Here is a 23,827-nt window from a genome sequence, read left to right as displayed (position 1 = left end):
GTCGGGCCAAATTGCCCGCTTTCCCACGGTTGCGCCATTTTGGGCGCGGACATTTAAGGGAGTCGCGTGATGGCGAAACAAGTGAAAGCTCTGGTTGTCGGGGGCGGTGCCGTTGGCACCTCGATCGCCTATCACCTGGCAAAAGCAGGCTGGTCCGACGTGGCGCTTCTGGAGCGGGACGAGCTGACATCGGGGTCGACATGGCACGCCGCCGGGCTTCTGCCGCTCTTCAACATGGGCTACGCGACCAGCCACATCCACGACTACTCGGTCAAGTTCTACAAGACGCTGGAAGAGGAAACCGGGCTGGACGCAGGCTTTTTCGTCGTCGGCAACCTGCGCATGGCGCAGACGCGGGACCGGATGGACGAATACCAGCTTTATGCCTCGACCGCCGACACCGTGGGCATCCCTTACGAATTCCTCTCGCCCGCCGAGATCAAGGACCGCTGGCCGCTCCTACGCACCGAAGACCTGATCGGCGCGCTCTTCCACCCGACCGATGGCTACATCAACCCCGCCGACGTGACGATGGCGATGGCCAAGGGCGCACGCCAACGCGGGGTCGAGATCATCCGCAAGCGGCAGGTGGACAGCTACGAATGGGCGGGCGACCACTGGATCGTGCGCGGCACGGTGATGGGCGAGCGGGGCGGGAACCTCGTTCCGACCGAGGAGACCTTCGAAATCCACGCCGAGCATGTAGTGACCGCGACCGGCAACCACGCGCAGCGCACCGCGCAGCTCTTGGGCATCAAGATGCCCGCCATTCCCGTCGAGCATCAGTTCATCGTCACCGAACCCGATCCGGCGTTGGTCGAATACCGCAAGACCCAGCCACAGCACCCGGTTTTGCGCGACGCCGACGCCAAATGGTATGTGCGCGAGGAACGGGGCGGCTGGATTCTCGGCCCCTATGAAGAAGGCGCGCCCGCGCGGTTCGAACATGGCGTGCCCGACAGCTTCCGCGCCGACCTGTTCCCGCTCGACCTCGACCGGATCGAAGAAGAATACATGTCGATGATCCACCGCATTCCGTCTTCGGAAACGGTCGGCCTCAAGGACGATTTCAACGGCCCGATCTGCTACACGCCCGATGGTAACCCGCTGGTCGGCCCCGCGCCGGGCCTGCGCAATATGTGGCTGGCCGAGGGCTTTTCCTTCGGGATCACCGCTGCGGGCGGCACCGGATACTACCTTGCCCAGATGATGGTCGAGGGCGAGGCCGAGATCGACATGGCCGCGCTCGACCCCAAGCGGTACGGGCAGGACTGGATGACGACCGAATATGCGGCCCGCAAGAACGAGGAATGCTACGACCACGTCTATATCCTGCACCACCCGGACGAAGAGCGCCCGGCCTGCCGCCCTCTGCGCACCGCGCCCGCCTATGACCGGCAAAAGGCACTGGGCGCGCAGTTCGGCTGCGTGAACGGGTTCGAGCGCCCGAACTATTACGGCCCACTGGATGCGCCCGACAACTTCGACCACGACGCGCGGTCCTTCCGCCGTGGCGGCTGGTGGGACCATGCCAAGGCCGAAGCGCAGGCGATCCGCGACACCGCCGGGCTGATCGACGCCTCTGCCTTTGCCAAACACCGCATTTCCGGCCCCGGCGCGACCGCGTTCCTTGACTGGTTCACCACCAACAAGCTGCCGAAAGTGGGCCGGATCAACCTGACCTATGCGCTGACTTCCACGGGCACGACCCGCACCGAATACACCATTGTGCGCGAGGCCGAGGATAGCTATTACCTCGTCTCCGCGGGCGGCGTGCAGGCTTACGACGAAGATTACCTCTACAAGGCCATCGAGGACAAAGAAGAGGAATTCGGGCGCATCAACCGCGAAGACGTGACCACCCGCTACGGCGTCTTCGCGCTGGCCGGACCCAACGCCCGCGACATCCTGAAAGAGTTGATCGTGGACGCCGACCCGGACACGGCCCTGTCCAACAAACGTTTCCCGTGGCTGTCGATGCGCAACATCGAACTCAAGATGTGCCCGGTCATGGCGATCCGCGTCGCCTATACCGGCGAACTTGGGTGGGAGCTTCACCACCCGATCGAGATGCAGAACTACCTGTGGGATCAGTTGATGAAGGCGGGCGAGAAGCACGGGCTGAAACCCGTGGGTGCCCGTGCCCAGAACTGGCTCCGGCAAGAGAAATCCTACCGCGCCTTCGGCACCGAACTTGGCCGCGACGCGACCCCGATTGAGGCCGGGTTGGACCGCTTCGTGGACATGGACAAGGACTTCTACGGCAAGGCCGAGATGGCGGCGAAAGGCATCCGGTCCATGTGCGTCACGCTCCTGATCGACGGGCCGGAGGATGCCGACCCGTGGGGCCGCGAGGCGCTGTTCGACGCAGGCACCAAAGTCGGTCGCCTGACCTCGGGCGGCTACTCGGTCGCCTTCGGCAAGCAGATCGGCATGGGCTATGTGAAGCCCGAACTGGCCAAGGTCGGGACCAAGCTGAAGGTCAAGATGCAGAACCGTCTGTGGGAATGCGAGATCGTGGAGGACAGCCCGCACGACCCGACCAACGCCCGCATCCGCGTGGATGGCTGACGTGTTTCATGGTAGCTTTCGGGGGTATCCCCGGAGGCGGCCATGCCCGACGACGACCTCATAACCTGCTCCTGCCTGTGCGGCGCGGTGCGGTTTCAGATCACCCGACCGCCGAAGCTGAATTCCTGCAATTGTTCGGCTTGTAGAAGATATGGCGCCCTTTGGGGCTATTCTCCGCCCACGAATGCGCGATTTCTGCAAGGCGAAGACCACACGGTCCCCTATCTGCGTGGTGAGAAATCGCTCGCCTTCCACCATTGCGCGACCTGCGGCTGCGTCACCCACTGGCAGGGGCAGGCCGACGACAACCGCGCGTTCAACCTGCGTCTGGCTGACGACCCGCGCGCGATCGACGGCATTCGCATCCGCCAGTTCGACGGGGCCGACAACTGGACCTTTCTGGACTAGCGAAGCTCGCCCGCCGGAAAAAGCAGCCGCCCGGCCAATCGCTCCAACGGCGTCGCGAGGGTGCGCACGAATTTCACCGGATCGCGGCGAAAGCGTGGGACGTGGCCCGCCAGCCCCTGCGCTGCGAGGATGCGGGCGAAGACGGGCATCCAGAACCTGAAGGGCCGTGCCGGATCGCGGGTCGGAAAGGCAAGCGCGACCCCGCGCGCCCAATGGCGGTGCGCGTAGGTCGAGGGTTCCGCCCGAAACGCGGCGCGCTGGGCATGCGGCACGACGAGCGCGAGCATGGGGGCGAGGCACCAGAGACGCCAGCCGAACAGGCCGTAATTGACCACCGTCGATGCGTTGCGGTGCGTCGCATGGGCCCCCGGACGGTGCGCCGCGTAATCCGCCAGCGCCCGCGCCAACTCATCCGGCACCTCGCCCGGCTCGGGCGGAAACCCGAAATCGACCGCCAGAGTGGTCACCGCGGGGTCGTCGGCACCAAGCCCGGCGACGGCAAGGTGATAGGCATGCGCTTCCAGCGCCGCGTCGTTCTGCCCGGCCAGCCCCGGCACGATGTCGGCGGGCGTGAAAGCCGCGCGCCGAAAGGCTGCCGACGCCTGCCGCCAGAACGCATCCCGATCCGATTGCGACCGGGTGCGCACATCGGCAAAGGCCTCGCGGAAGAACAGGATCTCCAGAAATTGCGTCATCGCCACGTTCAGATGCGCGCGCAAAGGGCTCGCGCGGTCGACGGCCCCGGACTTGTCGAAGCTGTCCACCACCAGCGCGAGGTTTTGCAGAAGGCGCGCGTTGTCCTCCATCGTGCGCGCCCGCCGCATCGTCGACTGCGCCCGCTGGCGATAGCGCGTCGCCTCGACAGCGAGGAGCGAGATCCGGTCCGCGCGCAACAGCGCCTCGACCACGAAAGGCCGCTCTTCCATCTGGGTCAGGGCGAAGCGGATGCCGTGGTCTTCCAGAAAGGACCGACGATAGAGCCACAGCCAGAAATGCCAGCTTTCCAGAATGAAGGGATCGTCGGCCAAGGCGATGCCCGCGCGCGTTTCGGAAAACCGCTGCTCCGCCTCGTCCGCCACCAGCCGCAGCGGCTGGCCCGGTTTGCGCTCAACCGCGTGATACAGCTTTCGCCCGCGCACCATGTCGCTCGCGGTCGTATCGGCGAGCGCGACGGCCCGCGACAGAAAGCCGGGGTCGGGCATCCAGTCGTCGCCGTCGATGAACCAGACATACTCGCCCGTCGCCACCTCCAGCGCCCGGTTGCGCGCAAAGCCCTGTCCGACGTTCTCGGTCAGAACCATCGGCCTGATCCGGGGATCGTCGGCGGCAAGACGGTCGATCACCCGTTGCGCGTCGTCGGGGGACACGTCGTTGACCGTGATGATTTCCAGCGACGCCAGATCCTGCGCCTGAACCGAAGCGATACAGTCCTCGATATAGGCCTCGACCCCATGCACCGGGATAATCACCGAAACGCGCGGCCCGTCGGTCTGCCCTGTGTCCGTCGCCATGCGCCGGTGACTCCCTTGTCCCTCGCCAGAACGTCTAGTGGAGCGGGGCGGCAAGGCCAAGTCGGGCGTCCCTGTCCGGGCCACGATCCAGACAGCGGCTGCCCATTTTTGCACCATCGCCGCGCATTTGTGCGCCATTGTCATGCCCGCGCCCCGCAGCGTTCGGTTCTCGGTTGACGCGGAAATCGCGCTTGCGCTCACCTTGACGTGCAGGACGCTTAGGGTTCCGCCGCGCCAAAGCGCGGGTCTGGTCCGAGAAGCGTCACCCATCCGGCAAATTCCGGCAGGGCACACGGCGGGCCAAAATCCCGGGAGACATACTGCGCTGGTTTCGTCCGCGCCCAATCTCTTTGTTCCGCCAGTGGACCGGAACCCGACCAGTCAAAGGCGGGACGCAGAACGGGGAACATCATGACCAAAACGAACATCCTGTCCGCTTGGGCGCTCTCTCTCGGCGTCCTCGGCGCATCTCTCGCTCCGGCTCAGGCCGAGGAAAAGACCGAGTTCAAGGTGGCGTGGTCCATCTATGTCGGCTGGATGCCGTGGGGCTATCTCGAAGACAGCGGCATCATGGACAAATGGGCCGAGAAATACGGCATCGACGTCGAGATCGTGCAGATCAACGACTACGTCGAGTCGATCAACCAATACACCGCAGGCGCCTTCGACGGTGTGTCGGCCACCAATATGGACACGCTCTCGATCCCCTCGGGCGGCGGCGTCGACACCACCGCGCTCATCATCGGCGACTATTCCAACGGGAACGATGCGGTGATCCTGAAAGGCGAGGGCACGATCGAAGACCTTGCGGGCAAGCCCGTGAACCTCGTCGAACTGTCGGTCTCGCATTACCTGCTCGCCCGTGGCCTCGACAGCGTCGGTCTGGCAGAGCGTGATCTGGACGGGGTCATCAACACCTCGGATGCCGATATGATCGCGGCCTATGCCACCGACGATGTGCAGGCGGTCGTGACGTGGAACCCGCTGGTGTCGGAAATCCTCGGCAGCAACCCCGACGCGACCAACGTGTTCGACTCGTCCGCCATTCCCGGCGAAATCCTCGACCTCATGGTCGTGAATTCGGAAACGCTGGCCGACAACCCGGACTTCGGCAAGGCGCTGGTGGGCGCCTGGTACGAAGTCATGGGTCTGATGGCCGCAGGCGACGAAGAGGCGTTGACGGCGATGGCCGAAGCCTCGGGGACCGATCTTGAGGGCTACAAAGCACAGCTCGCCGCGACCGAGATGTTCTATGACCCGGCCGATGCCGTTGCGCAGGCCTCGTCCGCCGATCTGCCGACGACCATGACCAACGTGGCCGAGTTCCTGTTCGACAAGGGCATCCTTGGCGAGGGCGCACCAAGCGCGGACTTCGTGGGCGTGGCCTATCCGGATGGCTCGACCAGCGGTGACGCGAACAACGTCAAGTTCCGCTACGACGCCACTTACATGCAGATGGCCGCCGACGGCGAACTGTAAGCACGCGTCGCGGGTCCGTTCGCGCGGCCCCGCCTTGCCACGAGGCTGACCCATGCGTCTCATCAACCGATCCCCGGCCCGGCCCCTCGCGGTCGCCCTCGCGGCGGCCCCCTTCGTGGCCGTCGCCATCGCCTATGCCATCGGGTCCGAGATTCGGCTGGCCGCGAACCCGGCGGACAAGCTGCTGCCCGCGCCCGCGACGATCCTCGATACCGCGATCCGGCTTTTCACCGAGCCTGATCGCCGTTCGGGCGAAATCCTGCTGTGGCGCGACACGGCGGCCTCTCTGCTCCGGCTTTTGGGCGGCGTGGGGATCGCGGCCCTGACCTCGCTCATCCTCGGGATGCTAATCGGCCTTTTGCCCTACGCGCGGCGTGGCCTCTCGGGCTTCGTCGCGGTCCTGTCGATGGTGCCGCCGCTCGCGCTGCTACCGATCCTGTTCATCGTGTTCGGCCTTGGCGAAACCGCCAAGATCGTGCTCATCGTCATCGGCATCACGCCCTTCATGACCCGCGATCTCAGCCAACGCGTGCTCGACATCCCGCACGAACAGATCGTCAAGGCGCAGACCCTCGGCGCCTCCACATGGGTCATCGCCGCCCGCGTAGCGCTCCCACAAATCCTGCCGCGCCTCATCGCCAATGTCCGCCTGTCGCTCGGCTCCGCATGGCTCTTTCTGATCGCCGCCGAAGCTGTCGCCTCGGACGTGGGCCTTGGCTACCGCATCTTCCTCGTCCGCCGTTACCTCGCCATGGACGTCATCCTCACTTACGTCATCTGGATCACGCTCCTGGCCTTCCTCATCGACTGGGCGCTCAGGCTCCTGACCCGCAAGGCGTTCCCGTGGATGGAGGCGGGGCTATGAGTTTCGTCTCCGTCCGCGACGTGTTCCAAAGCTACGGAAACCGCCCGATCCTCGAACGTGTGAACCTCGACGTGGCCGAGGGGGAGTTCATCTCTATCGTCGGGGCCTCTGGCTGCGGCAAATCCACCTTCCTTCGCATGCTTCTGGCCGAAGAGCAGCCTACGCGGGGGGCGATCACCATCGACGGGGGCGCGCCAGCGGTCGAGCCAGGGCTGGAACGGGGCGTGGTGTTCCAGAAATATTCGGTCTTTCCGCACCTGACCGTGCGTCAGAACATCGTGGCGGGCGAGGGCTTTCAGACCGCATCGGGTCGCCTGCGCGGGGCCAAGCGCCGCGAGGCGCTGGACCGCGCCGACGCCATGCTCGACCGGATCGGGCTGAACCACGTGGCCGACCAGTATCCGGCGAGCCTGTCGGGTGGGATGCAGCAACGCCTCGCCATCGGGCAGGCGCTCACCGCGAAACCGCGCATCCTTCTGCTGGATGAGCCCTTCGGCGCGCTCGACCCCGGCACGCGGCTCTCGATGCACCAGTTCCTCACCGAACTCAGGGCCGAGACCAAGATGACAGTCTTCATGGTCACCCACGATCTGGAAGAGGGCTTCAAACTGGGCGACCGCGTCCTCGTCTTCGACAAGCCGCGCTGGGACCCGCACGACCCCGGCGCCTTCGGTGCGACCATCACCTACGATTTCGACGCCCGCGACCGGGGCATCCCGTTCCAGCGCATCCTCGACCTCTACCCCTCGCTGGCCCGCGCCAGTTGACCCGACACGGCACGCGCCCACGGGCTCCGCGTGTCGCTGCAACCAAGGCCCGCGACAGACGCCGCCAGACGCGGCACGACGACAGGAGACAGCGATGTTTTCGACCCCGAGACACACCCGTTCCCACCATCCCCGCGACCTCGCGGCCGCGCATGACGCCCGCGACCGACGCGCCCATCATCCTGACCTGACCAAGCTTGGCGGCTGGAAAGCGATGCAGAAAGAGGGCGACCTGCCCGAAGGCCGCTGGGACGAAGAGCGCCGCTGGGCGCTGCGCATGGGCCTGACCGGCGCCGACAGCATCGAGGACAAGTCGATCCCCATCTTCGCGCGGGGCGAGCTGCCGCATTACGCGGGGATCAATACGTTTCTGAAAGCGCCCTACGCCGAGGACGTGCTGGAGGTCGCGCACTATGACGCGACCGTCCTTGGCATCCCCTTCGACGGCGGCACGACCTATCGCCCCGGCACCCGGTTCGGCCCGCAAGGTGTGCGCAAGATTTCCGCGCTCTACACGCCCTACAACTACGAAATCGGCGTCGACCTGCGCGAACAGATGACGCTCTGCGATGCGGGCGACGTGTTCACCATCCCCGCGAACCTTGAGAAATCCTTCGACCAGATCACGCGGGCGGTGAGCCACGTGGCATCTTCCGGCAGCTTCCCGATCATGATCGGCGGCGACCACTCCATCGGCTTTCCCTGTGTGCGCGGTATCGCGGAAGTCACGTCCAAGAAGATCGGCATCGTCCACTTCGACCGCCACGCCGACATTCAGGAAAAAGACCTCGACGAACGGATGCACACGACGCCGTGGTTCCATGCAACGAATATGCCCAACGTGCCCGCCAAGAACCTCGTCCAGATCGGGATCGGCGGCTGGCAGGTGCCGCGTGAGGCGGTGAAGGTCGCGCGCGAGCGGCAGACCAACATCATCACCATGGCGGATGTCGAGGCGATGGGCATCGACAAGACCGTCGAAATGGCGCTCGACATGGCATGGGACGGCGTCGACATGGTCTATATGTCCTTCGACATCGACTCGATCGACTGCGGTTTCGTTCCCGGCACCGGCTGGCCCGAACCCGGCGGCTTTCTTCCGCGTGAGGCGCTGGCGCTGGCCTCCGGCGTCGCGAAAGAGGGGCTGTGCGGGCTCGAACTGGTCGAGGTTTCTCCCCCCTACGACACTTCCGACATCACGGCCCTCATGGGCACCCGCGTCATCGTCGACGTTCTGGGCGCGATGGTCAGCCACGGCACGCTGGGCAAGCACAAGGCGATGATCGACAAGCCGGTTCAGTTCCCGCATGGCGAGTTCGAGGGCAAGCGCTGGTCGAACCCGCATCCGCACAAGGTGGGGGGCTGATCCATGCCGCATGACCACCCGCACCACCACCATGATCATCATCACCCGCACGATCACAACCACCCGCATGACGCCGACCACCTGCATTCGCACATGCACCACCCTGACGAAGCGGCGGACCTTCAGGTGCTTGCCGCCCAGTTCGTCGACGGGTTCGTGAAGGCCGCCGACAAGACGAGTTACCTGAAACTCGCGGGCGTCCCGTTCGAGCGTCCGGGGCAGGGGGGCGACAAGGCGCTGAAACTCGTGGACGTGGAACTGACGACGGACTGGCAGGTCGGCACCGCGTCGCCCAGTTTCGGGTCGCGCGAACTCAGCTACCTGCCGTTCCCCGGCGAAATGGTGCGCGAGCGGACCAATATGTCGCTGATCTACGTCTCGATGGACGAGAAATCCGTGCTCGACCTGCGCGACTTCCTTCATGCCCGCAAGCACGAGATCGAAGCCTGACCTTGCCCAAGGCCCTGCCGACCGCAATAGTGACGGCAGGGCCTGACGGGACATGGGCATGACGATCACCGAGACGAGCGGGCTGGGGCGCGACCCCGACACCGAGTACGAAGAAATTTGCCGTTGGCTCGGCGCGATCGAATTCGCGTGGGACATCGAAAAATCGCTCGAATTCGCGCTCTTCCGCACCTACGCGGTGCCGTCGATCTCGGGCCTTCTGGTGCGCACCGGCAAGTTCGAAACCGAGCCGCGCAAACGCTACGACGACACCGAGCTTCTGCTGTCCGAACCGATGGAACACGGGCTGGACTCGGATCGCGGAGCCGAGGCGGTGACGCGCATCAACGCGATCCACGGGCGCTTCCGCATCTCGAACGACGATATGCTCTACGTCCTGTCCACCTTCGTCTGCGAACCCGTCCGCTGGTGCGCCAAATACGCCAAGCGCCCTTTCAGCGACGACGAAGTGCGGGCCTGGACCAACTACTACCGCGCCTTGGGCGCACGCATGGGCATCTCCGGCATTCCCACGGAATACGCCGCCTTCGATGCCCTCAACCGAGCCTATGAAGGCGCGCAGTTCCGCTACGCCGAGAGCAATCACCGGATCGCCGTCGCCTCGCTCGACCTGCTGCTGGGCTTCTACCTGCCGCGCCCGCTTTTCTCTCTCGCCCGGCCCGCCGCCCTCGCCCTGATGGACGGCCCCCTGATCCTCGCGATGGGGTTCGAGCCGCCGTCGCGCGGGGTGCGCAAGACGGTGGAGCGGGCGATGGCGGCGCGCAAATGGGTGCTGGGCAAGCTTCCACGCCGCAAGAAACCGCGCCTCATCACCGCGCGCCGCCGCCCGACCTATCCCGGCGGCTACGTGATTTCGGAATTGGGCAACGGCCCCCTGCGCGCGGCGGAGTAGCGGCGCTTCAGAACTCCAGCCAGATCGTCACCGGCCCATCGTTCACCAGCGACACTTTCATGTCCGCCCCGAACCGCCCCTGCGCGACCTCGATTCCCTGCGCGCGCAATTGATCCGCGAAATATTCGTACAGCCGCTCGCCCTCGTCGGGTCGCGCCGCCGTGGAAAACCCCGGACGATTGCCCGAGCGCGTGTCGGCGGCCAGCGTGAACTGGCTCACCACCAGCGCCGCCCCGCCCGTGTCCAGAAGCGAGCGGTTCATCTTGTCCGCATCATCCTTGAAAATCCGCAGCTTCGCGACCTTGGCGGCCAGCGTGTCGGCATTCGCCTCGGCATCGCCGTCCTTCGCACAGACGAGGATCAACAGCCCCGCGCCGATCTCGCCCACGACCGCGCCATCCACGCGAACGGCGGCTTCGCTCACCCGTTGGACCAGCGCCCTCACAGCTCGTTCGCCCACGGCGGGTTGGCCCCGGCCCGCGACACGGTGATCGCCGCCGCGCGGTTGCCGAGGTCCAGCGCGGGCTTCACCTTGGTCTCGTCCAGTTGGGCCAGCGCCGTCTTGTCGAGCAGCCCGGCCTGCGACAGGCCCGCCAGAAGCCCCGCGTTGAACGTGTCGCCCGCCCCGACGGTATCGACCACCTGAACCCGCTGCGCCTCGGCCCGCACCGAGCCGCCGCGCCAATGGCCGACGACCCCTTTGGCCCCTTCGGTCACGCAGACCAGCGCCGCGCCGTTCGCCAGAATTTCATCCGCATCGGTGCCGAGCCAGTCCATATCCTCGTCCGAGATCTTCACGATATCGGCGACCGCCAGCATCCGTTCGATCCGCGCCCGATAAGCGCGTTCGTCGGTGATGAAACCGGGCCGGATATTGGGGTCGATCATCGTCACGCGCTTGCCCGCCTCGCGCAGCATCAGCGCCTCATAGGCTGCGCCGCAGGGGTCCACGACCAGTGAAATTCCCCCGAAAAACAGGGCTTCGGGCCTCGGTGACATCGGGCAGGTCGGCGGGGGTGAGCATCCGCCCCGCCGTGTTCTCGTCATAGAACGCATACCGCGCCTGACCGTCCACCAGCTTGACGAAGGCCAGTGTTGTCGGCCGGTCCGAGCGCACCGCGACGCTCGCATCGACATGCGAGGCCCCCAGCGCCGTTTCCAGCATCTCGCCGAACAGATCCCGCGACAGGCCGGAGAAGAATGAGGTCTCGACCCCGAGCCGCCCCAGCGCGATGGCGGTGTTGAACACGGCGCCGCCGGGGTAGGGCGCGAAGGCGGGTTCGCCGCCCGTGCTCTCACGCGGCAGCATGTCGATCAGCGCCTCTCCACAGCACAGGATCATGGCAGAACTCCGGGTCGGTTGTTAGCGGTATCAGTCCTAGCGGCCCCGCGCGGATTGCGCAATCACCCGCGCCAGTCGACCCAGTCGTCCAGTGGCGCGCGCGCGGTGCGGAACCCGTTCGCCGGGTGCGCGGTGTCGCTGTAGCCGAACGAGATCACGCACAGCGCCAGCCGATCCTCGCCCAGCCCGAAAAAGTCATGCAGGGCAGGCGAGAATGCCGCCGGGGCCGCCTGTGCGATCGTGGCGATCCCCCGCGCCTCGGCCGCGAGGGTGAAGGCGGTGATAAACCCGCCCGTATCCAACGCGCCGTAGCTGCCCAACTCGCGGCCAGATGAGATCATCGCGACATGCGGCGCGCCGAAGAAACTGTAATTCTTCATCATCTCGCGCGCGGATCCCGCCCGGTCGCCCTTTTCGACGCCCACCGCCTCGTAAAGCTGCCAGCCGCAGGTGCGCCGCCGTTCCCGGTGATCGCCCGAATAGCCTTCGGGAAAAGGAATATCCGGCGCGGGCTTGCCTTGAGCTACGGCAGCGCCAAGCGCCTCGCGCAGCCGCTCGGTCTCGTCGCCCGAGGTGACCGACACTTTCCACGGCTGGGCATTGCACCAGGACGGCACGCGCTGCGCGGCGAGAAGGATCGCCTCGATCTCTTCCCGCGCGACCTGATCCGGCTTGAATGCGCGGCAGGAGTGGCGGCTTTTCAGGATGTCGAACAGGGTATCGTAACGGTTCATCTGGTCCTCTCAACGGCACGACTGCGCGGGCGGGCTACTGCGCCTGACTGGCGACATATCCCACGACCCCCGCTACGATCAGACCCAGCACCACCGCGATGGTGATCTTGATCCACGACCACGGGCGTTCGCCCTGCACCTTCCCGGTCCGACCGTTCACCACGAAGCGATAGGTCTTGCCGCGATACTTGTAGGCGGCGAGCCAGACGGGAAGCAGAATGTGTTTGAACGTCACGTCGCGCACGGTGGTGTTCACCGAATGCACCCGCTGGCGATCCCCGCCGATGTCGAATTTCACGTCGCGCAGGATCACCTGATCCATATAGCGCCGCGCCTCGTCATACCCGTCCGGCAGTTCCACCGAATAGCCCTCGGCCCGGTATCCGGCGAGGTATTCCGGGCGATACGGTTCCAGCGCGGCCAGATCCCACGGCGCGAGGTTGTCGGTGAAGTTCTTGGGCAGCGAGCGCGAGGCGAGCACCAGAACGTCGTCGAAGAACCGCTTAACGGTCCCCGCCGCAGGCCGCCAGCGCACGCGCTGTTCCTGCACCTGCATCTGCTTGCCGTCGCGCATGACCGTCTTGGTCACGTAATAGACCGTGCCGTGCTCGCCCGTGTACCGCGACTTGGTATCGGCGTCGAAAGTCCAGTAGGGCACGTAGATGCCCGACATCCGGCGACCCTTGCGCGCATATTGCTGCAAGCCGTTGGGGGCGAACCAAAGCTTGCCCAGCCACTTGTTCATCGCCTCATGCGCCGCGCGCTCCTCGACCCCGAAGGGCAGTAGGCCCTTGGGTTTGATGTGGCGATGCACGCCCGTATCCGTCACCACCGGCGTGGCACAGAACGGGCATTCCTTGGCGTGGGTCTTTTCGTCGAACTCCACCTGCGCCCCGCAGTTGGGGCATTTGGCGACGCGGGTTTCCTCGATCTCGGCCTCGGGCAGCTTGGCGTCCAGTGCGGCGCGGAAGTCGAGTTCCTGAATGGCGCTCACATGGCCGCCGTGGCCCTCGATCTTGGTGACGTTGCCGCAATGGTCGCAGACCAGTTCGCCCGCCGCCGCGTTGAACCGCATATCGGCCCCGCACTGGTCGCAGGGAAAGCGGTGCTCCTCCATCGGGCTTACGGTGTCGAGCGGGTTGGTGTCATCCTGCATGGTCGAAACTCACGATTTGGGCGATCTGTCGGGCCGAGGCCGAGGTGAAGCGGATCACGTGGCAGAAGATGCGGGGGGCCTCGCCCGCGCGTTGCAGACGGCCCGAAACCGACCCCGCCTTGCCGTGGCTCACCACCTCGGAAATCTCGATCCAGTCGTGATCCGGCGCCTCGGCCCGCGCGGCCTGTATGGCATCGCGCCCGGTGATCCCGGCCCCGAAGCGGTCCCAGGACGCGCCTTCGGCCAACAGACCGTCGTCCAGCGCCCCGACCCCCATGAGGGCAAGCGCGATCGCCTCGGTCGTCTGGTTCTTGGGGCTGTTGCCGCAATCCGGCGAGCGGGCGATCCGGGTCATCTGGGCGGCCTGCCTGTGTCTGAGATCGAGAGCATCGGAAAACCTGCGCGCGGGTGTCGTTCGCGACAGGGGTAGCATGGGGGCGCCGAGGCGCAAACCGTCATTGCCGAGGTTGTTGCATGTGGGCGAGGCCCGCCTATCCTGAGCCCAGCACGAGACCGGAGACCCGATGCGCACCGCCCTGATCCTCGCCCTGCTCGCCATGCCCGCAAGTGCCTTCGCCGAGGATGCGATCTATCGCTTCACATGGCAGGGCGCGGGGGGCTACGGCTTCGACGGGGCGATGTCCTTCGACGCCGCGAAACTGTCGCTCGGGCGGATATACGAGGGCGACGTGCAATGCTTCGTCATCGAAGGGCGCAAAGGCGAGCTGCCCGTGGGGCGTTGGGCGCTGGGCATGTTGATCCCCGAAACGACGTGGATTCTGACCTTCGACACCGAAGCCGAGCGGTTCGTTCCCTTCGGTCCCGCCGATTCGATGCCGCAGGCCTGGAACATGGACGGCTACGGCACCGACTGCGGCCCCGAAGGCTTCGGGTTCAACATCGGCAACTACGCGCAGGACATCTGCATCGACGGAACCCTGATCGCCGACAGCCAGATGCCGCCCGCCACGCCGTTTCCCGCCGAACGGGTCGAGAGCTACGATTTCCCTGCGGATGCCTGCCGCCCGTCGATGCTCATGAGCGAGAAGCGCGCGCCGGGTGGTGTGTTGGCTCCCACCCGACAGGCCAAACGCCCGTAGGGTGGGTGCCAACCCACCGATCGTCGACGCCTCAGACCGCAGGCGGCGGGGGCGGCGGCATGACCGTGAACAGGGTGGCGAGGTCGGCCACGTCCTCGGCCTTCATCCAGCCGTCCTGCCCGGCGGTCCACACCATCGTCTCGCGCGTGACCTCACCGGCCCCGGCCTTTTGCCCCATCGTGGCGCGGCTGAACGGGCCTTTGGTCTCGCCGTTCTCGGCGATGTGCCAGACCTTCTCGGCCGGCGGCGGGGGCGGCGGTGCTGGGCGGGCGGCGGCGGGCGCGGGGGCGGCGCCCCACGGGCCCTGCATCGTCCCGGCACCCTGCGCCATCGCCATGCCCAGACCCATGCCCATCGCCGCGCCCATGCCTTCGGAGGCGGCACCGCCCTTTTGCAGCGCCTCGGCGGCCGACCATTTCATGTGCTCGTCGAGATTGCCCGCCAGCCCGCGCGAGGTGCGCTTGTCCAGCGCCTCTTCGACCGCCGGGGGAAGCGAGATGTTCTCGATATAGAATTCGGGGATCGCGAGGCCGTAATCCGCCACGATCTTGGTGATCTCGTTCGCCACCATCTTGCCCAGTTCCTGCGTGTTCGCCGCCATGTCGAGCACCGGGATGCCCGACCCTGCGATCACGCGGGAAAAGCTCTGCACGATGATGTTGCGGATCTGGAAGCTGACCTCGTCCATCGTGAACTCGCCATCCGTGCCGACGATTTCCTGAAGGAACAGGGCCGGGTCGGTCACGCGCACGGCGTAGGTGCCGAAGGCGCGCAGGCGCACCGGGCCGAACTCGGGGTCGCGGCACATGATCGGGTTCTTCGTGCCCCATTTGAGGTCGGTGAACCGGGTCGTGTTGACGTAATAGATTTCCGACTTGAACGGCGACTTGAACCCATGATCCCAGTGCTGAAGCGAGGTCATGATCGGCATGTTGTTGGTTTCGAGCATGTAAAGCCCCGGCGTGAACACATCCGCCAGCTGCCCCTCATGCACGAACACCGCCGCCTGACCCTCGCGCACCGTCAGCTTCGCGCCGTACTTGATCTCGTGGCCTTCACGCTCGAACCGCCAGACCATCGTGTCGCGGGTATCGTCCGTCCAGTGGATGACGTCGATGAATTGCCCGCTCAGGAAATCCAGAATGCCCATTGTCCCATCTCCCTATACATTGCCGCCCATCAGGTCCGAGGCGATCCGCTCGACGATCGGTCGCGCCTCCCCCTCGGACATGCCGGGGCGCAGGCGTTCATCGTAGAGCATTTCCAAAAGTTTTTCGTCATGAGTCGTGAGGAGGCCGAATTCCTCGTCGTCGTTGAAGATCGACGGGCGGGCCAGCGGATAATCGTTCGACAGCCCCAGACCCTGCGCCACCTCTTCCTGAATGCAGGACGCGCGCAAGAGGTCGGGGTGTTCCGCCCGGATGATCGCCACGGCCTGATCGTAGGTGCCGTCCTGTTCGGGATCGGTCGCGAAGGCGAGGCAGTAGGTCGATTCAGGCAGGTTCAGAACGGTGTTCAGGGCGGTGCGCGAAATGTTCGGCATGATCCGCCGCAGCGTCGGCTCCATCGCGCGGCGTTCGCTTTCCGACAGGATGAAGACGTGGAAATTGCCGCCCCGCCCGACCGAGATCGGGTGGCCGGTGATGCGGCCCAGACGGTTGGCGAAGGCGGCGAGTTCGTTGGAATCGCGCGTGCGTTTCGCCGGGCTGACCGACGGGCCGAATTCCAGCGTCAGGCGCACGGGCTTGGTCCAGCGATGCAGGCGCGACGCGCTTTCGCGGGCGACGAGCGTGCCGCCCTGATCCGCATATTCCTCGTAGAACGCGATGCGCAGGAAATTCCGGGTCAGGTCACGCGCGGTGAACGGCGCGTCCGGCCCGCCGCCATCGGTGCGCAGCAGACCCTGCGAAAGCAGCCCGTTCTGCAACCGCGCGTAGTAGGAGACGAGTTCGGGCGACAGCCCATCCGCCTCGGGCACGTTCGAGGCATCGGGGCGCGGCTCCGGGGCCGGGGCCGTGCGCACGGCCCCGCTGCCCGGCATGTCGCATCCGGACAAAAGACCCGCCGCGACCAGCGCGGCGGGCAGAATGGCTGACTTCAGTTTCAATTCGGTACGGACTCGCCCATGTTATGCCCCGACGCGGTGTCGCGGGCCTTGGCCGACGCGAGCGTTTCTTTCAGCTCGGTCTCCATCTTCTTCAACTCTTCCTCGGCGGCGGCACGTTTCGCCTTGCCTTCGTCCGCGATCTGGAGGCTTTCCTGAATCGTGGCGATAAGTTCGGCGTTCGCGGTCTTGATCGCCTCGATATCGAACACGCCGCGCTCCATCTCCTGCCGCACGACCTTGTTCGACTCGCGCAGGTTCTTGGCATTCGCCGTGAGCAGCTCGTTCGTCAGGTCGTTGGCCTCTTTCACCGCGGCCGCCGCTTCGGCGGACCGCTGGATCGTCACGGCCTGCGCAAGCTGCGTCTCCCATAACGGGACGGTGTTGACCAGCGTCGAGTTGATCTTCGTGACGAGGCTCTTGTCGTTCTCCTGCACCAGCCGGATCGAGGGCAGCGACTGCATCGTGACCTGACGGGTGAGTTTCAGGTCATGCACCCGGCGTTCCAGATCGTCGCGGGCCGCGCGCAGGTCGCGCAATTCCTGCGCCTTCATCACGCCCTGTTCCTCGGGCGCGGCATCGACTTCGGCCGCCTTGGCGGGAATCGTCGTCTCGTCCAACTCCTTGATCTTGGCCTCGCCCGCCGCGATGTAGAGCGCGAGTTCGTCGTAGAAATCGAGCGTCTTGTCGTACAGCACGTCGAGAGACTTGATGTCCTTCAGCAGCACATGCTCATGCTTGAGCAGGTTGTCGGTGATCCGGTCGATCTGTCCCTGAACGTCCTCGTAGCGCGCCGCGAACTTGGCCGCGGGCGCGGCCTTGCCGATGATCCGCTCCCAGAAGGTGCGCTTGCGGCGCATGTCCAGCTCGCTGACCGAAAAGCCCCGGATCGTCGTGACGATATCGCGCAAGCTGTCGCCTGCCGGGCCGACATCCTTGTTGCGCACGCCCGACAGCATTTCCTGACTGATGGTCTGCAATTCGGCCTGCGCCGACGAACCGAATTCGATGATCGACTGGGTGTTGCCCATGTCGAGCTCGCCCATCCGCTTGGTGATCTCGGCCTTTTGGCCCGCATCGGCCGCCTCGAGCGGCACCAGTTCGGTCGAAGGTTCCCGCAGGACCACCGCCGTCAGATCTTCGACGGCCTTGGTCTCGGTGCCCGCTTCCTTGAATGTCTTGTCGTCCATCGCCCTGTCCCTGTTTTAAGAACTGACCACGCCTTCGCGGGCCAGCCGTTCACGCAGCACGTCGATCTCGATGTTCAGATCGGCATGATCGTCGGTAAGCATCTTCTGTGTCCGCGCCGTGAAATTCGTCTCCAGATCGTCGAGAAGCCGCACGTAATCCGCCCGCGCCGCACTGTTGCGCGACTGGCTGTAGATGTCGGCGAACTTCACCGTCGCGTCGCGCGCGCCCATCAGATAGACCGTCAGATACTTCCGGGCCGCCGTCAGATCGCGCGGGTCGTCCTCGATTGTGCGGAACATATGGCGCGCGGTGGCCTGAAAGCTGTCGACCCGGCGCTCGAGCTCGCGGTCGCGGGCACGCAGGATCGCATCCTTCATCGCGGCAAGCAGTTTCTCGGCCTCGCCCACGGCACGCGCCACCCGGTCGGTCTGGAACTCGTCCACCCCTTCCATGCCCTTGTTCTTCATCGGGTCGGGACCGAAGGCCATCACGTGAAGCGCGGCCCCCAGCACCCCGAAGATGACGGCGTTCATCACGCCGCCGCCCATGAACCCCGCGAGCGCGAGACCGAGCCCGGTGGTGACCGACCCGAGGATCTTGCGCGGCGCAGCAGGGCGGCGCGCGATCTTGCGCGCGTCATAGGCCTCGTGTGCCAGCACCCCTTCGCGCGTGAGCCAGGCCGCGAGGATCAGCAGGCCGAAGGCGACAAGGCGCAGGGCCAGACCCGCCGGGTCGAGAAAGAAGGCCGACACCGCAAGGGGCAGGGGGGCCAGAAAAAGGAAGTTCACCCGCCCGCCCGCGCGCGACCGGGTCTGCCCGTCGAACGGGTTTTTCGGCGCGGGCGACGCCTTGTCCGTCCTGTCCGGGCTGTATTTCCCGCCGTACCGTTGGGCCATCAGCCACCCCCCGTGACCGCGACATACAGAATGAGCGCGAGCAACAGCAGGTAGGACAGTTTCTGCAAACCGGAACCGGACACCACGACCCCCTCGGCCGGAAATTCCCATGACTTGTGATAGATATAGGGGCTGCGGGGCCTGCGGGCCAGATGAATCCCGAAAAGGCGGGGAACCTTGCCGATACGCGACGCTCCCAAGCGGAGCGGGCTTGCGCCCGCGCAGGTTTTGCGCGTTTTCGCCGCTGGCGAAACCGCACGGGTGAAGGGGGCCAGCCCCCTTGGACGCATTTGCAGGGCAAATGCGCCCCACCCCCGAGGTTTCTGGAAACAGAGAAGGGATCAGCGTTTGCGCGTCGGCTTACGGCGGCGCACGGGTGTCTTTTTCGCGGTCCCCGTCGGGTCTTTCGGCGCCTCAAGCCCAAGCTGGTCGCGCAACACGCGCCCCTTGACCTCCTCGACCGCGCCCGCCTTGAGCTCGCCCAGACGGAACGGACCATAGGAGATGCGGATTAGCCGGTTCACGGTCAGCCCCACGGCTTCCATCGCGCGGCGGATCTCGCGGTTCTTGCCCTCGCGCAGCCCGATGGTGAGCCAGGCGTTCGCGCCCTGCTGGCGGTCCAGCGTTACGGACATGCCCTGAAACGCCTCCCCGTCCACGGTGATACCCTTGCGCAGTTTCTCGAGCACCGCCTCTTCGGGCTTGCCGTTCACCCGCACGCGGTACTTGCGCACCCAGCCGGTCGAGGGCAGCTCCAGCTTGCGCTTGATGCCGCCATCATTGGTGAGGAGCAAAAGCCCTTCGGAATTGAGGTCGAGCCGCCCGACGCTCATCACCCGTGGCATGTCCTCCGGCAGCTTGTCGAACACCGTCTCGCGGCCCTTCTCGTCGCGCTCGGTGGTCACGAGCCCGGTGGGCTTGTGGTAAAGCCACAGGCGCGGCGCTTCGGGTTTCTCGACCAGCGTGCCGTCCACAGTGATCTTGTCGCGCGGCGTGACGTTCAGCGCCGGGCTGTCGATCACCTTGCCGTTCACACTCACGCGCCCGGCCTCGATCATGCGCTCGGCCTCGCGGCGCGAGGCGACGCCGGCACGCGAAAGCACCTTGGCGATCCTGTCGCCGGGAGGGGTCTTGTCGGTCATGGTCCCCGGATAGGGCGCGGGCCACCCCTTGTCCAGCGGCGCGCGGCGCGCGATGAAGGGGCATGACCGGCTTTCGCTCATACATGGATGCGGCCCTGGACGAGGCGCGCGCCGCCGCCGACCGCGGCGAAGTGCCCGTGGGCGCGGTGCTGGTCGGCCCGGACGGCACCATCGTCGCGCAGGCAGGCAACCGGACGCGCGAATTGTCCGACCCCACGGCCCATGCCGAAACGCTGGTGATCCGCGCGGCCTGCGCCGCCGCAGGATCTGAGCGCCTCCCGGATCACGACCTCTATGTCACGCTCGAACCCTGCCCGATGTGCGCCGCCGTCATTTCCTTCGCACGCATCCGCCGCCTGTATTACGGCGCCTCCGACCCCAAATCCGGCGGCACCGCCCACGGCGCGCGCGTCTTCAGCCACCCGCAATGCCATCACGCGCCCGACGTCTACGACGGAATCGCCGCCGCCGAGGCCGAGACGCTCCTCAAGACCTTCTTCGGCAAAAAACGCTAAACACCTTTCCGGTCCGAAATATCCCGGAGGGGGTCTGGGGGAGGCTGGCCTCCCCCAGCGGGTCGTGGCGGGCTTGCCCGCCGCGAAGCCTCAGATCTCGATGGCTTGCATCACCTCGGGCTCGATCACCTCGACGCCCTTCAACTCGCCCTTCATCACCTCGGCCGACTGCTCGAGCAGCGGGAAGGTGCGGTAATGGCACGGGATCACGGTCTTGAAGTCGAAATACCGCTTCGCCGCGTAGGACGCGCGCGCCATATCCATCGTGAAATGACCGCCCGCACACAGGATGCCGATGTCCGGTTTGTGGATGTCGCCCATCCACTCCATGTCGGCCATGATGTCGGTGTCGCCCGAGACATAGATCGTGTGACCCTCGCCCGAGATCATGTAGCCCGATTCGTTGCCGAGGTAGCGCGGGCCGTCCGCGGTCTGCTCGGACGAGGAATGGGTCGCGTTCACCATCGTGACCGCCACCTTGCCCAGCTTCACCGTGCCGCCCTTGTTGAAGCCTATGACCTCCAGCCCGTGCTTTTTCTCCCAGAACCCCATCAGGTCGAAAATGCCGACGCAGGGGATGCCCTTGTCGCCGCAGATTCCGACCGCCGAATTGGCGTGGTCGAAATGCCCGTGGGTGACGAGCACATGGGTCGCGCCCTCGGTCGCGGCCGCCCACTGGTCTTCGGGCAGCATCGGGTTGCCTTCGAGCCACGGGTCGATCAAGAGAACCTGATCCTCGATTTCGATGCGGAAGCTTGCGTGTCCGTGCCAGATGATCTTCATGGGGATACCTCCTGTTTTGGACGGGAGCGTAACAGGATGGGAGGGGATGTCGATGGACTGGACCGCGCAGATCGACGCCTATTGCGAACGGATGGGGTTCGGGTTCTGGGCCGAGCCGATCAATGCCCTGACCAACATCGCCTTCCTGGTTTCGGGGTTCGTCATCTGGCGCAAGGCGCAGGGGCGCGGGCTGCCGCTGGCCGAGGCGATGGCGATCGTGCTTTTCGCCATCGGAATCGGGTCGTTCCTGTTCCACACCTTCGCGACACGCTGGGCGGGGGCGATGGACACGGCGCCGATCCTGATCTTCGTCCTGCTTTTCACCTTCGCGGCCACCTGGGATCTGTTCAGACAGTCGCTGCCGATGGCCGCGATCATCACGCTTCTGTTCTTCCCGTTCATGGCCGTCGCCTATCCCATCGGCAATATCGCGCCGTGGCTCGGCTCGTCGGCCGGCTATATCCCCGTGCTTCTCTGGATCGGCCTGTTCGCGATCATGGCCTCGGGCCAGCTCGCGTGGGATTTCTGGACAGGCTTCGCGCTCCTCGCGCTCTCGATCACCTTCCGCAGCCTCGACGAACGGGTCTGCGGCCAGCTTCCGATCGGCACCCATTTCCTGTGGCATCTGCTGAACGCTTTCCTTCTCGGCTGGTTCGCCAGTTTCTACATCCGGCACATGCTTGCAGCTAAGGCCCGCCAAGGCTAAACCGCCACGGACGTTTACGGAGGCAGATATGTCGATCGACAAGGACACCGCGCGCAAGGTGGCGCATCTCGCCCGCATCCGGGTCGAGGATGACGCGCTCCCCGCGCTGGCGGACGAATTCAACACCATCCTGGGCTTCATCGAAGAGTTGAACGAGGTGAACGTGGACGGGATCGAACCGATGACCTCGGTGACCCCCCAGCGCCTCAAACGGCGTGAGGACGTGGTGACCGAAGGCGATCAGGCCGACAAGATCCTGCGAAACGCCCCCGATGCCCGCGAGGGCTTTTTCGCCGTGCCGAAGGTGGTTGAATAATGTCCGATCTGAACAAGCTGACCATCGCCGAAGCGCGCGACGCGCTGAAGAAGGGCGACGTGACGAGCGTGGAACTGACCGAGGCCTGCATCGGCGCCATCGACGCCGCGGGCGCGCTCAATGCCTTCGTGCACAAGACGCCTGACATCGCGCTGGAGCGCGCCAAGGCCGCCGATGCGCGCCTGAAAAGCGGCGAAGAGGCCCCCGCCATGTGCGGTATCCCGGTCGGGATCAAGGACCTGTTCTGCACGCAGGGCGTCGAAAGCCAGGCGGCGTCGGGCATCCTCGAAGGGTTCAAGCCGGAGTATGAATCGACTGTCAGCCAGAACCTGATCGACGCGGGCGCGGTCATGCTGGGCAAGCTCAACATGGACGAATTCGCCATGGGCTCGTCCAATGAAACCAGCGTCTACGGCAATGCCGTGAACCCGTGGAAAGTGGACGACCGCCAGCTCACGCCCGGCGGCTCGTCGGGTGGCTCGGCTTCGGCCGTCGCCGCCGATCTGTGCCTTGCCGCCACCGGCACCGACACCGGCGGCTCGATCCGCCAGCCCGCCGCACTGACCGGGATCACCGGCATCAAACCGACCTACGGGCGCTGCTCGCGCTGGGGCATCATCGCCTTCGCCTCGTCGCTGGATCAGGCCGGGCCGATGACCAAGAACGTGCGCGACGCCGCGATCATGCTGGAAGCCATGTGTTCGCATGACCCGAAGGATTCGACCTCGGCGGACATTCCGGTGCCGAACTTCGAGGCGATGCTGACGGGCGACATCAAGGGCAAGGTGATCGGTATTCCCAAGGAATACCGGATGGACGGGATGCCGGAAGAGGTCGAAAAGCTCTGGGCCGACGGCACCGCGATGCTGAAGGACGCCGGCGCCCGGATCATCGACATCTCGCTCCCCCACACGAAATACGCGCTGCCAGCCTATTACGTGATCGCGCCCGCCGAGGCGTCCTCGAACCTCGCCCGCTATGACGGCGTGCGCTACGGCCACCGTGCATCGCTCGCCAAGGGCGAAGGCATCGTCGACATGTACGAAAAGACCCGCGCCGAGGGCTTCGGGCATGAGGTGCAGCGCCGCGTCATGGTCGGCACCTACGTGCTGTCGGCAGGCTTCTACGACGCCTATTACAACCGCGCCCGCCGCGTGCGTGCGCTCATCAAGCGCGACTTCGACGAGGCGTTCGATCAGGGCGTCGACGCGATCCTGACCCCCGCGACCCCCGGTCCGGCCTTCGGTCTGGGTGAGATGTCCGAGGCCGATCCGGTCGAAATGTATCTGCAAGACGTGTTCACCGTCACCGTGAACCTTGCCGGACTGCCGGGCATCTCGGTTCCCGCCGGGCTCGACAAACAAGGGCTTCCGCTTGGGCTGCAACTCATCGGGCGTCCGTGGGAAGAGGGTGACCTGCTGAATGTCGCCTACGCCCTCGAAGGCGCGGCCGGTTTTGTTTCCAAGCCGGAAAAATGGTGGTAAACGGCCGGAAATCCCTCCGGAGACCCTGAAA

25 protein-coding genes, 1 pseudogene and 1 riboswitch are annotated in these 23,827 nt (G+C 65.6%); of the genes and pseudogenes, 13 read left to right on the top strand and 13 right to left on the bottom strand.

All coding sequences use genetic code 11. From position 1 onward, the window contains the following. The first annotated feature begins 69 nt into the window (after positions 1 to 69). Both RB2654_RS08845 and RB2654_RS23830 read left to right on the top strand, forming a co-directional pair. Positions 70 to 2,571 (top strand): GcvT family protein, encoded by a 2,502-nt coding sequence (locus RB2654_RS08845; RefSeq protein WP_008330584.1) that lies wholly within the window; start codon positions 70 to 72, stop codon positions 2,569 to 2,571. A 42-nt stretch (positions 2,572 to 2,613) separates the two neighbouring features. Then, positions 2,614 to 2,979, top strand: a complete 366-nt coding sequence (locus RB2654_RS23830; protein WP_008330583.1) for a GFA family protein — start codon at positions 2,614 to 2,616, stop codon at positions 2,977 to 2,979. Here the strand turns inward: RB2654_RS23830 and RB2654_RS08835 are convergent. Next, a complete protein-coding gene (locus RB2654_RS08835) occupies positions 2,976 to 4,490 on the bottom strand; it encodes a glycosyltransferase family 2 protein (RefSeq protein WP_008330582.1) in 1,515 nt (504 codons plus the stop codon). The genes RB2654_RS23830 and RB2654_RS08835 overlap by 4 nt on opposite strands. 207 nt (positions 4,491 to 4,697) lie before the next feature. Beyond that, a riboswitch (guanidine-I (ykkC/yxkD leader) is annotated at positions 4,698 to 4,807 on the top strand. A 94-nt stretch (positions 4,808 to 4,901) separates the two neighbouring features. Here RB2654_RS08835 and RB2654_RS08830 point away from each other — a divergent pair. The 6 genes from RB2654_RS08830 (at position 4,902) to RB2654_RS08805 (ending at position 10,327) form a co-directional block, all read left to right on the top strand. Next, on the top strand, positions 4,902 to 5,969 hold the full coding sequence (locus tag RB2654_RS08830) for a putative urea ABC transporter substrate-binding protein (RefSeq protein ID WP_008330581.1): 1,068 nt from the start codon (positions 4,902 to 4,904) through the stop codon (positions 5,967 to 5,969). Positions 5,970 to 6,021: 52 nt separating this feature from the next. Next, a complete protein-coding gene (locus RB2654_RS08825; RefSeq protein ID WP_008330580.1) occupies positions 6,022 to 6,834 on the top strand; it encodes an ABC transporter permease in 813 nt (270 codons plus the stop codon). Then, positions 6,831 to 7,601, top strand: coding sequence for an ABC transporter ATP-binding protein (locus RB2654_RS08820; RefSeq protein WP_008330579.1), 771 nt, complete (start codon positions 6,831 to 6,833; stop codon positions 7,599 to 7,601). The genes RB2654_RS08825 and RB2654_RS08820 overlap by 4 nt, the downstream gene beginning before the upstream one ends. A gap of 94 nt (positions 7,602 to 7,695) precedes the next feature. Further along, positions 7,696 to 8,967, top strand: a complete 1,272-nt coding sequence (locus tag RB2654_RS08815) for an agmatinase family protein (protein WP_008330578.1) — start codon at positions 7,696 to 7,698, stop codon at positions 8,965 to 8,967. A 3-nt stretch (positions 8,968 to 8,970) separates the two neighbouring features. Then, a complete protein-coding gene (locus RB2654_RS08810) occupies positions 8,971 to 9,417 on the top strand; it encodes a hypothetical protein (RefSeq protein WP_008330577.1) in 447 nt (148 codons plus the stop codon). 58 nt (positions 9,418 to 9,475) lie between these two features. Further along, positions 9,476 to 10,327, top strand: a complete 852-nt coding sequence (locus RB2654_RS08805; protein ID WP_187432385.1) for an oxygenase MpaB family protein — start codon at positions 9,476 to 9,478, stop codon at positions 10,325 to 10,327. Between the two features lie 7 nt (positions 10,328 to 10,334). Here the strand turns inward: RB2654_RS08805 and dtd are convergent, their stop codons facing one another. From dtd to RB2654_RS08780, 5 genes and pseudogenes are all read right to left on the bottom strand, one after another. Beyond that, the gene (dtd, locus tag RB2654_RS08800; protein WP_008330575.1) at positions 10,335 to 10,772 is read right to left on the bottom strand and encodes a D-aminoacyl-tRNA deacylase; all 438 of its coding nucleotides are present in this window, start codon (positions 10,770 to 10,772) and stop codon (positions 10,335 to 10,337) included. Further along, positions 10,769 to 11,669, bottom strand: a pseudogene (locus RB2654_RS08795) (carbohydrate kinase family protein). Before RB2654_RS08795 ends, dtd begins: the two are co-directional and overlap by 4 nt. A 62-nt stretch (positions 11,670 to 11,731) precedes the next feature. Then, a complete protein-coding gene (locus RB2654_RS08790; RefSeq protein ID WP_008330570.1) occupies positions 11,732 to 12,403 on the bottom strand; it encodes a nitroreductase in 672 nt (223 codons plus the stop codon). A gap of 34 nt (positions 12,404 to 12,437) precedes the next feature. Next, the gene (locus RB2654_RS08785; protein WP_008330569.1) at positions 12,438 to 13,559 is read right to left on the bottom strand and encodes a TFIIB-type zinc finger domain-containing protein; all 1,122 of its coding nucleotides are present in this window, start codon (positions 13,557 to 13,559) and stop codon (positions 12,438 to 12,440) included. Then, positions 13,549 to 13,914 carry a hypothetical protein gene (locus RB2654_RS08780; RefSeq protein WP_008330567.1) on the bottom strand — a complete coding sequence of 122 codons (366 nt, stop codon included), beginning with the start codon at positions 13,912 to 13,914 and terminating at the stop codon, positions 13,549 to 13,551. Before RB2654_RS08780 ends, RB2654_RS08785 begins: the two co-directional genes overlap by 11 nt. 169 nt (positions 13,915 to 14,083) lie before the next feature. Between RB2654_RS08780 and RB2654_RS08775 the strand changes: the two genes are divergently transcribed. Then, on the top strand, positions 14,084 to 14,659 hold the full coding sequence (locus tag RB2654_RS08775) for a hypothetical protein (RefSeq protein WP_008330566.1): 576 nt from the start codon (positions 14,084 to 14,086) through the stop codon (positions 14,657 to 14,659). Between the two features lie 31 nt (positions 14,660 to 14,690). Here the strand turns inward: RB2654_RS08775 and RB2654_RS08770 are convergent, their stop codons facing one another. The 6 genes from RB2654_RS08770 to RB2654_RS08745 all read right to left on the bottom strand — a co-directional run bounded on the left by RB2654_RS08770 (position 14,691) and on the right by RB2654_RS08745 (position 19,992). After that, a complete protein-coding gene (locus tag RB2654_RS08770) occupies positions 14,691 to 15,809 on the bottom strand; it encodes an SPFH domain-containing protein (RefSeq protein WP_008330564.1) in 1,119 nt (372 codons plus the stop codon). Positions 15,810 to 15,821: 12 nt separating this feature from the next. Further along, positions 15,822 to 16,766, bottom strand: coding sequence for a DUF2927 domain-containing protein (locus tag RB2654_RS08765; protein ID WP_008330562.1), 945 nt, complete (start codon positions 16,764 to 16,766; stop codon positions 15,822 to 15,824). Continuing rightward, positions 16,763 to 17,953 (bottom strand): toxic anion resistance protein, encoded by a 1,191-nt coding sequence (locus RB2654_RS08760; protein ID WP_008330560.1) that lies wholly within the window; start codon positions 17,951 to 17,953, stop codon positions 16,763 to 16,765. Before RB2654_RS08760 ends, RB2654_RS08765 begins: the two co-directional genes overlap by 4 nt. 15 nt (positions 17,954 to 17,968) lie before the next feature. Continuing rightward, complete coding sequence (locus RB2654_RS08755) at positions 17,969 to 18,850, bottom strand: 5-bromo-4-chloroindolyl phosphate hydrolysis family protein (protein WP_008330557.1); 882 nt, start codon at positions 18,848 to 18,850, stop codon at positions 17,969 to 17,971. After that, a complete protein-coding gene (locus tag RB2654_RS23825; RefSeq protein WP_040884625.1) occupies positions 18,850 to 19,050 on the bottom strand; it encodes a hypothetical protein in 201 nt (66 codons plus the stop codon). The genes RB2654_RS08755 and RB2654_RS23825 overlap by 1 nt, the downstream gene beginning before the upstream one ends. 141 nt (positions 19,051 to 19,191) lie before the next feature. Next, positions 19,192 to 19,992, bottom strand: coding sequence for a pseudouridine synthase (locus RB2654_RS08745; RefSeq protein WP_040885577.1), 801 nt, complete (start codon positions 19,990 to 19,992; stop codon positions 19,192 to 19,194). A gap of 62 nt (positions 19,993 to 20,054) precedes the next feature. Here RB2654_RS08745 and RB2654_RS08740 point away from each other — a divergent pair, with 62 nt between their 5' ends. After that, entirely contained in the window at positions 20,055 to 20,507 is a 453-nt protein-coding gene (locus tag RB2654_RS08740) for a nucleoside deaminase (RefSeq protein WP_008330549.1), read from the top strand. Positions 20,508 to 20,597: 90 nt separating this feature from the next. Here RB2654_RS08740 and RB2654_RS08735 read toward each other — a convergent pair whose 3' ends face one another. Then, the gene (locus tag RB2654_RS08735) at positions 20,598 to 21,290 is read right to left on the bottom strand and encodes a metal-dependent hydrolase (RefSeq protein WP_008330547.1); all 693 of its coding nucleotides are present in this window, start codon (positions 21,288 to 21,290) and stop codon (positions 20,598 to 20,600) included. A 46-nt stretch (positions 21,291 to 21,336) separates the two neighbouring features. Here RB2654_RS08735 and RB2654_RS08730 point away from each other — a divergent pair, with 46 nt between their 5' ends. From RB2654_RS08730 to gatA, 3 genes are read left to right on the top strand one after another with little or no spacing between them, the layout of a single operon-like run. Further along, positions 21,337 to 21,996: a ceramidase domain-containing protein gene (locus tag RB2654_RS08730; RefSeq protein ID WP_008330545.1), complete on the top strand. Its 660-nt coding sequence runs from the start codon at positions 21,337 to 21,339 to the stop codon at positions 21,994 to 21,996. Positions 21,997 to 22,024: 28 nt separating this feature from the next. Beyond that, positions 22,025 to 22,312, top strand: a complete 288-nt coding sequence (gatC, locus tag RB2654_RS08725; RefSeq protein ID WP_008330544.1) for an Asp-tRNA(Asn)/Glu-tRNA(Gln) amidotransferase subunit GatC — start codon at positions 22,025 to 22,027, stop codon at positions 22,310 to 22,312. Then, the gene (gene gatA, locus RB2654_RS08720; protein ID WP_008330542.1) at positions 22,312 to 23,796 is read left to right on the top strand and encodes an Asp-tRNA(Asn)/Glu-tRNA(Gln) amidotransferase subunit GatA; all 1,485 of its coding nucleotides are present in this window, start codon (positions 22,312 to 22,314) and stop codon (positions 23,794 to 23,796) included. Before gatC ends, gatA begins: the two co-directional genes overlap by 1 nt. The last annotated feature ends 31 nt before the right edge of the window (positions 23,797 to 23,827 follow it).

It is taken from the genome of Maritimibacter alkaliphilus HTCC2654 (assembly GCF_000152805.1).
Classification (GTDB): Bacteria; Pseudomonadota; Alphaproteobacteria; order Rhodobacterales; family Rhodobacteraceae; genus Maritimibacter; species Maritimibacter alkaliphilus.
This window is presented reverse-complemented; position numbering and strand designations above follow the sequence as displayed.